At 72.7% G+C, this 13,889-nt stretch carries 12 protein-coding genes and 1 riboswitch; of the genes, 9 read left to right on the top strand and 3 right to left on the bottom strand.

What is annotated here, in order from left to right:
* The first annotated feature begins 77 nt into the window (after window positions 1–77).
* Window positions 78–3,104: a DEAD/DEAH box helicase gene (locus tag ACRRSS_RS20400; protein ID WP_435972549.1), complete on the top strand. Its 3,027-nt coding sequence runs from the start codon at window positions 78–80 to the stop codon at window positions 3,102–3,104.
* Complete coding sequence (locus tag ACRRSS_RS20405; RefSeq protein WP_435972550.1) at window positions 3,101–4,447, top strand: SWF or SNF family helicase; 1,347 nt, start codon at window positions 3,101–3,103, stop codon at window positions 4,445–4,447. Before ACRRSS_RS20400 ends, ACRRSS_RS20405 begins: the two co-directional genes overlap by 4 nt.
* A gap of 97 nt (window positions 4,448–4,544) precedes the next feature.
* Here the strand turns inward: ACRRSS_RS20405 and ACRRSS_RS20410 are convergent, their stop codons facing one another.
* Window positions 4,545–5,324 (bottom strand): hypothetical protein, encoded by a 780-nt coding sequence (locus tag ACRRSS_RS20410; RefSeq protein ID WP_435972551.1) that lies wholly within the window; start codon window positions 5,322–5,324, stop codon window positions 4,545–4,547.
* An 822-nt stretch (window positions 5,325–6,146) separates the two neighbouring features.
* Complete coding sequence (locus ACRRSS_RS20415; protein WP_435972552.1) at window positions 6,147–7,001, bottom strand: bifunctional 5,10-methylenetetrahydrofolate dehydrogenase/5,10-methenyltetrahydrofolate cyclohydrolase; 855 nt, start codon at window positions 6,999–7,001, stop codon at window positions 6,147–6,149.
* 28 nt (window positions 7,002–7,029) lie between these two features.
* Window positions 7,030–7,138: riboswitch (ZMP/ZTP riboswitch) on the bottom strand.
* A 532-nt stretch (window positions 7,139–7,670) separates the two neighbouring features.
* On the opposite strand from ACRRSS_RS20415, the gene ACRRSS_RS20420 reads away from it, so the two are divergent.
* From ACRRSS_RS20420 to ACRRSS_RS20440, 5 genes are all read left to right on the top strand, one after another.
* The gene (locus tag ACRRSS_RS20420; protein ID WP_435972553.1) at window positions 7,671–8,012 is read left to right on the top strand and encodes a hypothetical protein; all 342 of its coding nucleotides are present in this window, start codon (window positions 7,671–7,673) and stop codon (window positions 8,010–8,012) included.
* A gap of 38 nt (window positions 8,013–8,050) precedes the next feature.
* Window positions 8,051–8,389: a thioredoxin family protein gene (locus ACRRSS_RS20425; protein WP_435972554.1), complete on the top strand. Its 339-nt coding sequence runs from the start codon at window positions 8,051–8,053 to the stop codon at window positions 8,387–8,389.
* A gap of 208 nt (window positions 8,390–8,597) precedes the next feature.
* Window positions 8,598–9,161: a hypothetical protein gene (locus ACRRSS_RS20430; protein ID WP_435972555.1), complete on the top strand. Its 564-nt coding sequence runs from the start codon at window positions 8,598–8,600 to the stop codon at window positions 9,159–9,161.
* A gap of 223 nt (window positions 9,162–9,384) precedes the next feature.
* Entirely contained in the window at window positions 9,385–9,822 is a 438-nt protein-coding gene (locus ACRRSS_RS20435) for a VOC family protein (protein WP_435972556.1), read from the top strand.
* Window positions 9,823–9,946: 124 nt separating this feature from the next.
* Window positions 9,947–10,078, top strand: coding sequence for a hypothetical protein (locus ACRRSS_RS20440; protein ID WP_435972557.1), 132 nt, complete (start codon window positions 9,947–9,949; stop codon window positions 10,076–10,078).
* A 42-nt stretch (window positions 10,079–10,120) separates the two neighbouring features.
* Here ACRRSS_RS20440 and ACRRSS_RS20445 read toward each other — a convergent pair whose 3' ends face one another.
* On the bottom strand, window positions 10,121–10,537 hold the full coding sequence (locus ACRRSS_RS20445) for a hypothetical protein (RefSeq protein WP_435972558.1): 417 nt from the start codon (window positions 10,535–10,537) through the stop codon (window positions 10,121–10,123).
* A 100-nt stretch (window positions 10,538–10,637) separates the two neighbouring features.
* Here ACRRSS_RS20445 and ACRRSS_RS20450 point away from each other — a divergent pair, with 100 nt between their 5' ends.
* On the top strand, window positions 10,638–11,090 hold the full coding sequence (locus tag ACRRSS_RS20450) for an RICIN domain-containing protein (RefSeq protein WP_435972559.1): 453 nt from the start codon (window positions 10,638–10,640) through the stop codon (window positions 11,088–11,090).
* A gap of 129 nt (window positions 11,091–11,219) precedes the next feature.
* The gene (locus ACRRSS_RS20455) at window positions 11,220–13,787 is read left to right on the top strand and encodes a penicillin acylase family protein (RefSeq protein ID WP_435972560.1); all 2,568 of its coding nucleotides are present in this window, start codon (window positions 11,220–11,222) and stop codon (window positions 13,785–13,787) included.
* Window positions 13,788–13,889: the final 102 nt, after the last annotated feature.

Here is a 13,889-nt window from a genome sequence, read left to right on the forward strand (position 1 = left end):
GGCGCGCGCGGAGGCACCGCCGAGGTATCCTCGGCCGCTCAGTCGCCAGGTAGTCAAATTTGAGGAATGCGTTGTCGTTGTCGCACGGATCCGATGATTCGGACCGCGAATCCGTTCAGGACCCCTCCCGCGAACTCATCTTCCACTCCGCCGTCTTCCTCCCCGCGGATCCGCCCCGCTCCGGCCGGATCGCCTTCTGGTCACCGGACGACGTCGGGACCCCGGTCGCGGACGAGCCCGCTCCGGCCGCCGTCGGGATCACGGTCGTGGACGGCGACAGCCTGCGGCCCGTGACCGTTCCCGCGTCCACGCTCTCCGTACGGGAGGCGCTGCCGCTGCTCGCCCGCGCCCCCTTCTCCGAGACCGCGTCTCCCGCGAGCGCCTTCTGGGGTGCGGCCTCGCTCCTCGCCCTCGGTCTCGTCGCGCGCGGGCTCCTGCTGCCCGGTCTCACCCCCGGCGGCTTCGACGCGTGGCGGGTCGGTCCGCTCGGTCCGGAGGAACTGGCCGAACTCCGGACGCTCGCCGCGTCGATGCCGCCCACGGCCCATGCCGTGCCGCTCTCACCGGCGGCCGCGGATGAGGAGCCCGTACTCCTGCCGCAGCCCGAGGCGTTGCTCCGCGCCTTCGTCGACGCCGTCGCGGACACCCTGCCCCGTACCCCCGCGGCGCCGCTCGCCGCCGGCGGGCCCGCCTTCGCGGCCGAAGAACCGCAGGCGATTCCCGAACAACGGGCGTGGGCCGCCGACGTCGCCGCCGTGTACGACGCGGGCGTCCGGCTCTCGCTCCGGCTCGAACTGCCCGGCTTCACCACCGATGCGACGGAGGCGCCTGACTTCCGCGCGGTACTGCAACTCCACGCCGTCGCCGACCCGACCCTGGTGGCGGACGCGGCGGAGGTCTGGTCGGGCTATGGCCGGACCGGGGCCGCCTTCGGCCCCCGGGTCCGTATGGACGCGCTCCTCGCCCTCCGGCGGGCCGCCCGCGCCTGGCCACCGCTGGCCCCTCTGCTGACGGCGGCCGTACCCGACACCGTCGAACTCGCGGACGAGGAGGTCGCGGAGCTGCTGGGCCCGGCCGGCAGGGCTTTGGCCGCGGCCGACGTCCAGGTCCACTGGCCGCGTGAACTCGCCGACCGGATGACCGCCAGCGCCGTGATCGGCCCGGTGAGCGGGGAGACACACGGAGGACACGACGGCACAGAGGAGAGCGGGTCGGTAGACGCAAGCCGGTCCGCAGAGGTGGGGCCGCCCGCCGGGGTGAGGCAATCCACCGGAGAGGCCGGGGTGAGGTCTACCGCAGAGGAGGCCGAGGACGCCCGTTCCTCCTCCGCGCTGCCCTCCTTCCTCTCCGCCGACGCCCTCCTCGGCTTCAACTGGCGCTTCGCCGTCGGCGATCAGGAGCTGACCCGGGCCGAGCTCGACCGGCTCGCCGAGGCCGGACGTCCCCTCGTGCGGCTGCGTGACCGCTGGGTGCTCGTCGACCCGGCCGAGGTACGCCGGGCCCGGTCCCACCAGGACCGGAAGGTGACCCCGGTCGACGCCCTCTCCGCCGTCCTCACCGGGACGACCGAGATCGACGGTCGCCCCGTCGACGTGGCGGCGACGGGCTGGCTGGAACGTCTGCGGGAGCGGCTCGCCGACCCCGAGCGGGGCCGCCCGGAGGTCGCCCAGCCGCCGGCGCTCGCTGCGACGCTCCGCGACTACCAGCTGCGCGGGCTCGACTGGCTGCACCGGATGACCTCGCTCGGCCTCGGTGGCTGCCTCGCCGACGACATGGGGCTCGGCAAGACCATCACGGTCATCGCCCTGCACCTGCACCGGCAGTCCGACCCGGCCTCCGCCGGACCCACGCTCGTCGTCTGCCCGACCTCCCTCATGGGCAACTGGCAGCGGGAGATCGAGAAGTTCGCGCCCGGCACCCCGGTGCGACGTTTCCACGGGGCCACCCGCGACCTGGAGGACCTCTCCGACGGCGGGTTCGTCCTCACCACCTACGGCACCATGCGGCTCGACGCGGCACGACTCGCCGCGCGGAGCTGGGGACTCGTCGTCGCCGACGAGGCGCAGCACGTCAAGAACCCGTACTCGGCGACGGCGAGGCAACTGCGGACGATCGGGGCACGCGCGCGCGTGGCACTCTCCGGCACGCCTGTGGAGAACAACCTCTCCGAGCTGTGGGCGATCCTCGACTGGACCACGCCCGGGCTCCTCGGCAGCCTGGGCGCGTTCCGGGCCCGGTTCGCCGCCGCCGTGGAGGGCGGCCGGGACCCGGCCGCCGCCGCGCGACTCGCCGCGTTGGTCCGCCCCTTCCTGCTGCGCCGCCGCAAGTCGGACCCGGGGATCGCGCCCGAGCTGCCGCCGAAGACGGAGACCGACCGGGCCGTCTCCCTGACCCCGGAACAGGTCGGTCTCTACGAGGCGGTGGTACGGGAGACCCTGGCGGCGATCGCCGAGGCCGACGGCATGGAGCGGCGCGGTCTGGTCGTGAAGCTGCTGACCGGGCTCAAGCAGATCTGCAACCACCCTGCCCAGTACCTCAAGGAGGAGCGACCGAGGATCGAGGGCCGCTCGGGGAAGCTGGAGCTGCTCGACGAACTGCTCGACACGATCCTCGCCGAGGGCGCCCACACCCTGGTCTTCACCCAGTACGTGGGGATGGCGAGGCTCCTGGAGGCGCATCTCGCCGCGCGGGGCGTGCGGACGCAGTTCCTGCACGGCGGGACACCCGTCGCGGAACGCGAGGCGATGGTGGCCCGCTTCCAGAACGGGGAGGTACCGGTCTTCCTCCTCTCGCTGAAGGCCGCCGGCACGGGGCTCAACCTCACCCGCGCGGAACACGTCGTGCACTACGACCGCTGGTGGAACCCCGCCGTCGAGGCGCAGGCCACCGACCGCGCCTACCGGATCGGGCAGGACCGGCCGGTGCAGGTGCACCGGCTGATCGCCGAGGGCACGATCGAGGACCGGATCGCGACCATGCTCGACCGGAAGCGGGAGCTGGCGGACACCGTCCTCGGGACCGGCGGCGACACACCGCCGGAGCTGACCGAGCTGACCGACGCCGAGCTGGCGGAGCTCGTACGACTGCGAGGGGACGGACGATGAGCGGCTACGGACACGAGGGCGAGGAGCGGACGTTCGCGCCGCTCCCGCCCGCGCGGGGAGGGGCCTTCACCCGGACCTGGTGGGGGCACACCTGGCTCAAGGCGCTGGAGGACACGGCACTCGACGGCCAGCAGCTCAAGGCGGGCCGACGGCACGCACGGGCGGGCGCGGTGGGTGCCGTTTCGGTGCGGCCCGGCCGGATCACCGCGGTGGTCAAGGACCGCGACGGCTCGGCGTACCGCAGCGACGTCCTGGTGCGGGAGTTCTCGGAGGAGGAGTGGGAGCGGCTGCTCGACCTCGCCGTGGACAGCGCGGGCCACATCGCGGCGCTCCTCGACCGCGAGATGCCGCCGCACCTGGTGGAGGACGCAGCGGCGGCCGGACTCGATCTGCTGCCGGGCATCGGGGATCTGGACCCGGAGTGCGGCTGCGAGGCGTGGGACCACTGCCCGCACACGGCGGCGCTCTGCTACCAGGTGGCGCGGTTGCTCGACGAGGATCCCTTCGTCCTGCTCCTGATGCGGGGGCGCGGCGAACGCACCCTGCTGGACCAGTTGCAGGCCCGCAGCGCCTCGCGCGCCGCGCGCGACGGAGGGGGACCGGACGACGCGCCGGACGGCCACCTCTCCGAGGGGGTCGGCGGGATGCCCGGCGTGTCGGCGGCGGAGGCCTACGCGGCGGAGTTCCTCCTGCCGCCGCTGCCCGCGCCTCCGGCCGCCCCGGACGCGCCGGGCCGGTCACCGTCCCTGGACACGGAGGCGGAACCGGGGCCGGGAGTCGATCCGGCGGCGCTGGAGTTCCTCGCGTCGGACGCGGCGGCGCGGGCGCGCCGGATGCTGGTCGACGTGCTCGCCGCGGGCGGGTCGACGTCTGCTGCTCCGCCGGGATCGCCGTCTGTGTCTGCCTCCCGGCCGGGGGCTGTGCTGACGGTCGCTCAGGACGCGGTGCGGCTCGCCGCGCACTCCCCCGTGCCCTGGATCGCGGCGCGGCTCGCCTCCGGTGCGGGCCGGACGCGGGGCGAGATGGACCTCGCCACGCGCGCGTGGCGGTTCGGGGGCGCCGCCGCACTCGCCGTACTGGAGGAGGAGTGGGTGCCGGACACCGAGGCCCTCGCCCGTGCCGGTGCCCGGCTCGCGGAGTCCTGGCAGGACGACGAGCCGCCGGTACTGCGGCGGGCGGGCGCACGGTGGACGGTGGTGGGTGCGGAGGCCCAGCTGCGGCTCGGGGAGGACGGACGCTGGTGGCCGTACCTGAAGTCCGGCGCTCGCTGGTCCCCGGCGGGTCCGCCGCACCGCGACCCGGCGACGGCCCTGGCCACGGCCCTGGCCGCCGGAACCGCCTGAGGCAGGGCCAGGGAAGGTGTCGCCACCGGAGGCGGTGCTGTTGAAGGCGGTGTTACTGGGGGGGGTGCTGCTGAAGGGGGTGTTACAGGAGGGGGTGTTACAGGAGGGGGTGCCTGAGTTTGCCGCCGCTCGCGGAGGAGGCGGCGAGGCTGCAGGCCACGGTGTCCGAGCCGAGGAGATAGCTCGTGCGGTACGGGTACTGGACGAAGGTGGTCCAGCGCGTACCGGCCGGCTGCCGTGCGGCCTTCCGGCGCAGGGGCTCACGGCACAGCAGCGTCGCCGCCTCACGGATCGCCAGGTCGGTGACGAGACGGCCGGTCAGGGGCAGCCTGGCGACGAGTTCGGCATGGTGCGGCGTGTCGCAGGAGCGCCGAAGGGCCGTGCCCGGCGCGGCGCGGTCGATGTCGAAACAGTCGCCGACCCGCAGGGCCTCGAAGGAGACGGGCCGGGTGGAGTCGCCACCGCGCGTCGGGGACGGGGTCGGCCGGGAAGTGGGAGCGGTGCTCTCTGTACGGGTGGGCGACGGCGAGCCGCTCCTCTCGGGGCGGGCGGAGCGCTGCGGGAGCGCGGCACGGGTCGGCGCGCCGTCCGTGGTCGCGACCGCGTCGGAGGTCGGCGTGTCGTCCGTGCTCGGGTCCGCTGCCCCGGCGGTGTCGCCCGTGGGCGTGTCGGTCGGCGGGTCGGCGGGCGACGGGGAGGCGTCGGCCGGGCCGTCTCCGGCGACGACGGGCGAGGGCGCGCCGATCGCGTCGCCGCCGGGGCGCCTGTCGGTGGTGAGGCCCTGGTCGGTACCCCGGGCGGCCAGGAAGGCAGTCGCCACGAGTGTCGCCACGAGCAGCGGGACGAGCGGCACGCCGAACCGGCGGACGCGCCGCACGTCCGGTCCGGGCCGGGGCGCGCCCAGCCGGACGAGGCGGGGCGACCACCCGGACGGGGAGCCGACTCGGAGCGGCGGGGCGGGGCGGGGCCCAGGGCTCGCGTCGGATGCGTCCCGCGCGACGGGCCCACCACCGGGACCAGACGCCTGGGGAGGGACGGACCCGGGTGGGGCGGACGCCGCAGGCAGGGCAGACGTCTCAGGCATGGTGGACGCCCCAGGCACGGCGGACGTCTCAGGCACAGCTGACGCCTCAAGCACTACAGACGCCTCGGGCACGGCAGATGCCTCGCGTACAACGGACGTCTCAGGTATTACAGACGCCTCGGGTACGGGAGACGCCTCGGGTACGGCAGTCGTCTCAGGCGTGTTCGGCGTCTCGGGCACGACGGACGCCTGAGACGAGGCAGAGGCCCCGGGCGTGCCGGACGCCTGAGGCGCGGCGGATGCCTCGGACACCGCGGATGCCTCGGACGCCGCAGATGTCTCAGGCAGAGCGGTCGCCTCGGACAGGGCTGACGCCTGCCGCGGAGCTGACGTCGCCGGTGGGGCTGACGCCTCCGGCGGGGCCGGCGTCGCGGACGGGCCGGACGAGCCGGACGCGCTGATCGCGCCGGACGAGGCGGACGGGACCGGTCGACGGTCCGGGGGCGGCGGGGTGGCGGCGGACGGGTGTGGCACGGGGTCCAGGTTCGCCCGTCGGCGTCCCCCCGGCCACCCCTTTTCGGGCGACGAGCCCTGCCCGTACAGAACCGCGACATTCGCCCACCGGGCTCCCGCCCGCCACCGCCACCACTCCCGCCGCCCCGTCACGAACCGTCCCTACAGACCGAGCTGACGCTCCGCACCCTCGACCGTCTGGGCCAGGAGCACGGCGATGGTCATGGGGCCGACACCGCCGGGGACGGGGGTGATGAGGGAGGCGCGCTCGGCGGCGGAGGCGAAGTCGACGTCGCCGACGTTGCCCGGGTTGTATCCGGCGTCGACGACGACGGCGCCCGGCTTGATGTCCGCGCCCTTGATGAACTGGGGCTTGCCGACGGCGGCCACGAGGATGTCGGCCTCGCGGACGACGGAGGCGAGGTCCTCGGTACGCGAGTGGCAGTAGGTGACGGTGGCATCGCGGCCGAGGAGGAGCAGGCCTGCCGGCTTGCCGAGGATCGCGCTACGGCCGACGACGACGGCGCGCTTGCCGCGCGGGTCGACGTCGTAGGCGTCGAGGAGACGCATGATGCCGCCCGGCGTGCAGGAGACGAAGCCGGGAAGGCCGAAGCCCATGGCGGCGAACGAGGCCATGGTGACGCCGTCGACGTCCTTGGCGGGGTCGATGGCCTCGAAGGCGGCACGCTCGTCGATGTGCGGGCCGACGGGGTGCTGGAGCAGGATGCCGTGGACCTCGGGGTCCTGGGAGAGTGTGGTGATCGCCGCGACCAGTTCCTCGGTCGTCGTGGTGGCGGGCAGCTCGACGTGCTTGGAGCGGATTCCGGCCTTCGCGCAGCGGTTCTGCTTCATCTTCACGTACGTCACGGAGGCGGGGTCCGCGCCGACGAGGACGGTCGCCAGACAGGGGGTGACGCCGGTGCGCCGGGTGATCTCGGCGGCGCGGGCGGCGGTCTCCTCGACGGTGCGGCGGGCGAGGGCCGTGCCGTCCATGAGGGCGGCGGTGCTGGTGGACATGGCAACTCCTGGGCGTCGTCTGTGACCAATGGTTCGCCCAGGCGCACGGCATCGGGACGGGCGCGCAGATGGGGCGCGCTCCCGCCGGGCCGCTCCCCGGTGGTGATCCACCTCAAGCGCCAGTCACGGCCCGAGCACCACTCTACGTGAGGGGCCGAAGGCGGTTCCCTGACAGGGGCCCGATGACCGGTGCCGGGCAGGACAAGGCGGGACAGAGCAAGACAGCGCATGACCCCACCGTGTCGGGCCGTACCCCGATGAACTCCAGGGTCCACGCGCCCTCCGGCGCCGAGGCTTCGACGTGGTGCGGGTGGCGCGACGTCCTCCCCAGGGCGGCGGGTCCACAGCGGAGGCCGTCCGTGCCGCCCAGGCGGCGCCCGCCGAGGCCCCGGGCGCCACGCCTGACAGTGTGAGGACCGCGGCGGCGACCAGCTGCCCGTCCCGAGTCGTCGGGACGATGAGCCCCACGGCGGTGAGATGGATCAGGCGGGCGGAGACGGACAGCGTCCGCGCCCGTCCGACCCCCGGGCCCGGACGGTGGTACCGCGCGAGATCATGCGCGCGGAGGTTGTCCGGCCGACTCCGGCTGAGTTGCCGTGCCCGCCCCCGAGGTCCCCTCGCCCGGCGAGCCGGCCCTCGGCCCCGGGCCGTACCCCGGAGGGCGGCGACGTGCTCGTACCCGGCGAGCACGTCTTCGGCGGCAGCTCCGGCCCAACCTCCGACGCGCTCGGTGTCCGCTGGTTTGCCAAACACCTCGGACCGTACGGAGACACCGTCGCGCTCGTCCGCCTGCACGAGCGCGTCCCGCACCTCGACTGCGCACTCGGCCTCATCCGGGACGGGCTGCTGGTCGGCTGCGAGGAAGCCCCGCTCGACGGCGTGCCCGACGTCCTGAGCGAGTGGGACCGGGCGGGCGTCGGCTTCGAGGCCGCCACTCTTCGCGGCGCGGTGGGCCGACTCGTCGCCGGCGTTCCGGGGCCGGGCCGGCGTGCCGCAGCCCGCGGGGGATGATGGGGAGGGAACGACGGAACGCGAGGTCAGGAGCTTTTATGGCGAAGCGGGTTCACCAACCCCGTGAGGACGCGGAATTCGATTTCATCCTCAGGATGAGCGGAGTCCCGGTCCTCGCCTACTTCACCGGGACATGGCCCAAGGCGATCGAGCCCTGCCGGGCGATGGACCTCGTCGTGGGTGACATCGCCGACGAGTACAAGGGCCGCCTGACGGCCGTCCGCACCGACATCACGCGCTGTCCGGCCGCGACCGAGCGATACGGGGTCACCGGAGCCCCGTCCTACGTCCTGGTGAAGGAGGGCGAGGCGGTCGCGCACGGGACGGGCCCCATGACCACCGCCGAGGTACGGGAGTTCCTCGACGCCCACCTCTGAGCGTCCGCCCCGCGAGCGCCGACGGCAGGGACTCACGCCGGGCCTCGCGTCTCGCACGTTTGCACGTGAGGCGCGGTGGAAGAGTTGAATCCGACGACCGGTCGGCCGCGTCGGGGCTGGGGCGGCCGGGCACCCTCGACGTCCTGACCCGAACGGGAGCCCTCTCTTGCGCCTCTACGCCCAGACACCCGCACGTCGGAATGGCCAGGTGCTCTTCGACCTGATCGCCGTGGCCCTCATCGCCGCCGCGGTGTGGGCGGCCCTCGTCGTCCGCGAGACGATCATGCTGCTGGCCGAACCGGGGCGCAAGGTGGAGAGTTCCGGCGACAGCCTCGCCGAGGAGCTCGGGAACGCGGGAGACGCCGCGTCGGACGTGCCGTTGATCGGCGGTGTCCTGAAGAAGCCGCTCCAGTCCGCGGCGGACGCCAGTTCCGGCTTCGCCGACGCGGGAGTGTCGCTCCAGGAGACCGTCAGCCAGGTCGCCAACGTGATCACAACGGCCCTCATCGTCATTCCGGTGCTCTTCGTCCTGCTGCTGTGGCTGCCGCCGCGCCTGCTCTGGATCCGGCGCAGCAGCACCCTGCGTCGCCTCGCGGAGGCCCCCGGAGGCGCCGACCTGCTCGCCCTGCGCGCCCTCACCGGTCCCCCGAGCTCCCTCGCCAGACTGCCGGCCCCGCCCGGCGGATGGGCCGAGGCCTGGCGTCAGGGCGACCCGCAGGCCATCACCGACCTCAGCAGGGTCGCCCTCCAACACATCGGACTCCGCCCTTGACTCCGAGGCAGCGCCCGCCTGCCCCGAAGCGTCCGCGAGGTCGTCCGGCCGGGCCGGACTCCGTACCCGCGCGCCCGCTCCAGTCCGACCCGTTCGCCAGGCGGGCCGTGGCAGGCGGGCGCACCCGCCCGGGCCGCAGGTGGACGGCGCACGGTCGACGTCGACGGTACCCGGCCGCGTTGCCCGAAGGGCCCGATCGGCCCGGCTCGGTAGCATGCGGCGCATGCCCATCAGACTCGAGAACGTCGGCATCGCCGTGCGCGACCTCGAAGCAACGATCTCCTTCTTCACGGACCTCGGTCTCACGGTCGTCGGCCGAGACACGGTCAGTGGTGCGTGGACCGACACCGCCGTCGGCCTTGATGGCAATCACGCCAAGATCGCGATGCTCCAGACGCCGGACGGTCACGGCCGCCTTGAGCTCTTCGAGTACATCCACCCCGAAGCGATCGAGACACAGCCCACTCGTCCCCACGAGATCGGCATGCATCGTGTCGCCTTCTCGGTCGACGACATCGACGAAGCCCTTGAGGCAGCGGCGAAGCACGGATGCCACCCGCTTCGGGGGGTGGCGACCTATGAGGACGTCTACAAGCTCACGTACGTCCGCGGTCCGAGCGGCATCCTCGTGATGCTCGCCGAAGAGCTGAAGAAGAACTGACGGCCGGTCATCGACGTGTGCGACCGGCACGCACTCTGTCGTCCGGGCCGGGTCGGGCGGGTGGGGGTGGGGTGGGGCGTGGGGCGATGCACGGTCCTCTCACCGACCATGAAAAGGACCTGTTGTGCGCGCATCACTGAGAGCCCTGCTCGCCGCGCTCTTCTCCCTAGGGCTGCTGCTCGCCGCGGGAACCGCCCCCGCCCAGGCGGACATCGTCGACAAGGACACCGCGCCCAGACCACGCTTCATCACCTAGCACGGCCTGCTCCGGGCACACCACGTCGGACAAGAAGATCGACTACATCTTCCTGAGCGACGACGGGTTCACCACGGTGCGCGGTGACGCCGTGGCCTGCTCGGGCGTGGCGGTGGCCGTCGGCCGGAGGCACGCCCAGGGGCGTACGAGGTGGCGTGGCGTCCTACTCTGCGGTTCCCAGGCGCGGAGCAGGTCGAACAGGCCTGCGTGTCCGTCGATCCGCGGGGAGTCCGCCGGGACACGGTCGTACATGAAGAGGACCGGCTCGCCGCCCCCGCCTGCCCGCCCTGATCGGCGAGGGCGGCGCCGAGCTGAGCTGTACGCCTTCACCGTTCGGGGTACGGAGGTCCAGCGTTCGTCGCTCCCGCCGAAACGGCCGACCGCCACGACGAGTCCGGCACCGGTGGTCGACACAAGGTGCCCCGGCCCACCGACCGTCGTCGGCACGCTCGTTGTCACTCCGGATCCTTACGGATGTCCGGGCGCGGTGGTGCGCGACTAGCTTGCGGACCGCCACCGCCACCGCCCCCGGCATCACACGAAGGAGACGACGAACGACATGCGCGCCATGCGATCGCTTCTGCTCGGCGGGACCCTCGTCCTCGGTACCCTCGCGGCTCCCGGCAGTGCGCTGGCGGCGCCCGCGGGCGCCGCCGACGTCGTCCAGAGCTTCCGGAACCAGGCCACCGGCCGGTGCCTGGACGACACCAGCAACGGTTTCCGCACCTGGAGCTGCAACGGCAGTCGGCCACAGCAGTGGAACGTGCACGTGTGGGGCGACGGGACCCGTCAGCTGAGGAACGAGAACACCGGCCGGTGCATCGAGGACACCGACAACGGCTTCCGCACCGTGACCTGCAACTCCGGCGCGGAACAGAGCTGGTGGGTGAAGGTCTGGAACGACGGCACCGTCCGCTTCCAGAACCAGCTCACCCAGCGCTGCATCGACGACAGCTCCCTCGGCCTGCGCACCTGGGCCTGCAACAGCACCGAGTTCCAGAGCTGGTCCTGAACTCCCCCGGCGTCGAGGCCGTTCCGCGGCTCCGGCGCCCCGGAGTGCGGCGGCCTCATCCACGATTCACGGGTCTCCTCGCCCTGCCGCGCCCGGAGGAAGGCCCGTACCCCAAGGGAGGACAGCTCGATGTCACGGAGGAGAACCAGCGCGAGGCTGCGCGTGGCGGTCGTGGCCGCCGTGGCGGTGATGAGCACGACGGCGGTCGCCGGAGCACCGGCACCCGTGTCACCCGCGGCCGTACAGGGGCCGGATAAGCCGACGATCCGCTACACCGAGTACGGCATCCCGCACATCATCGCCTCGGACTGGGAGGGGCTGGGGACGGGGTACGGATACGCGGCGGCCAAGGACAACATCTGCACCCTGGCCGATACCTATCTGATGGTCAACGCCCAGAGGTCCCGGCACCTGGGGCCCGACGGCCGGACGAGCCCGGGGCAGAACCAGAACACCACCACCAATCTCAACAGCGACCTGTACTTCCAGCGGATCAAGGACGACGGGGTGGTGGAACGGCTGCTCGACCGGCCCGCGCCCGACGGGCCGGAGCCCGAGGTCAGGGACGCCATCCGCGGCTACGTCCAGGGGTACAACCGGTACCTGGCGGAGACCGGTGCGAGCAACCTCTCCGACCCGGCGTGCAGAGGTGCCGCCTGGGTGCGGCCGATCACCGAGCTGGACGTCTACCGGCACGCGCACGCCGAGATCATCATGGGCAGCGCCGACGCCCTCCTCGACGGCCAGGTGAACGCCGTACCCCCGGGAGCGTCGGCGGCGGCCACTCCGGCGGCGTCTCCCGAGAAGTCCTCGACGGCCACCGGGGCCGCAGGGACGACGGAGACCGGTAGGACTGCTGGGACCACCGGGGCCGCCGGATCCGCCGGGGCCGCGGAGACCGCGAAGACCGCGAAGACCGCGAAGAGGATCCGCGAAGCGCTCGCGCTCAGCCGTCAACAGAGCATGGGCAGCAACGCGTTGGCGGTCGGCTCGCAGGGGGTCTCCGGCGGCACCAGCATGCTGCTGGCCAACCCGCACTTCCCGTGGCAGGGCAAGAACCGGATGTGGCAGAGCCATCTGACCATCCCGGGGAAGCTCAACGTCTCCGGGGCCAGCCTGCTCGGGCTGCCGGCCGTGAACATCGGGCACAACGACGACGTCGCCTGGAGCCACACCGTCGCCACGGTGGCCCCCTTCGGGCTGTTCGACGTGCAGGTGGATCCGCTCAACCCGACCAAGTACCTGGTCGACGGCGCCTGGGAGCAGATGACCTCGCAGCGGGTCACCGTCGACGTCCGCACCGCGGACGGCTCCCTCTCCCAGGTGACCAGGACGCTGTGGGGCACCCGGTACGGCCCGGTCACCACGTCGATCGTGGGTGTCCCGTTGCCCTGGGTGGTCAGCGCCCACGTGGTGCGCGACGCGAACATGAACAACCTGCGCGCGCTGAACACCTGGTTCGGCCTCGACCAGGCCAAGGACGTCCGGGACGTGGTGGACGTCCTGGAGACCACACAGGGGGTGCCCTTCTTCAACACGGTCGCCGCCGACCGCAACGGCGACGCGCTGTACGCGGACATCCAGGTCGTCCCGAACATCACGGACGAGCACGCGCGGTCGTGCCTCACCGAGACCGGAAAGCTGCTGTTCAACCAGGCGCTCCCGCTGTCGAACACGCCGCCCGTCTCCATCCTCGACGGCAAGCGGAGCGCGTGCGACTGGCCCGTCGATCCCGACGCGGCCGAGCCGGGCCTCCTCGACCCGCGCGATCAGCCGCGCCTGATCAGGTCGGACTTCGTCGGCAACGCCAACGACAGCCCCTGGCTGGCCAACCCCGCGCAGCCGCTGTCCTTCCCCCGCGTCATGGGGGACATGGCGGCGCCCCGGTCACTGCGTACCCAGGAACTGATCCTGACCGCGCAGAAGCGGATCAACGGCACCGACGGGCTGCCGGGCAGGGGCTTCACGCCGGAGACCATGGGGAAGCTGCTGTTCTCCGACAACAGCAGGGCGGCCGATCTCACCCTCAACGCCACGGTGACGGCGTGCCAGAACGTGGCCTTCGGGCTCGTCCTCGTGGACGGCAACCTGGTCAACATCAGCGAGGCGTGCCCGGTCCTGGCCGCCTGGAAGAGCCATGACTTCACGGCGGACAGCCGGGGGTCCTGGCTGTTCGCGAACTACTGGCGCTTCCTGCAGGGCGGACAGAAGCTCGAGAAGGTGCCGTGGCGGGTTCCCTTCGACCCGAAGGACCCGGTGCACACGCCCAATTCGCTGGACTCCGGAAGTTCGGCCGTCCGCGACGCCCTCGCCCGGGCGGTGTTCGCGCTGCGCAAGGCGGGCGTCCCGCTGAACGCGCCGCTGTCCGACGTCCAGAGGATCACCCGGGGCGCCGAGCAGATCCCGATCCACGGCTCGCTCGGCGCGCTGGGTGTGCTGAACGTGATCGAGCCCGGCAGTGTCGACGGAAAGCTGGACGTCGTCTTCGGGTCCAGCTTCGTCCAGCAGGTGCGGTTCACCGCCGAGGGGCCGCCGGAGACGTACTCCGTCCTGGCCTACTCCCAGTCGGCCGACCCGAACTCCCCGCACCACTCCGATCAGACCAAGCTGTTCGCGGCCGGGAAGTGGGTCACCGAGCGGTTCACCGAGGAGCAGATCGCGGCCGCGCCGGACCTGAGGGTCAAGGTCCTGGACTGAGGCCCTCCTCCCGCGGGTTCGCCGCGCACGACGTCGGCGACACACCGACGTACGAAGCCAGAGGCACACCGCAACGACGTCAGAGACACATCGTACGAAGGG

It is taken from the genome of Streptomyces sp. Qhu_M48 (assembly GCF_051305195.1).
Taxonomy (GTDB): domain Bacteria; phylum Actinomycetota; class Actinomycetes; order Streptomycetales; family Streptomycetaceae; genus Streptomyces.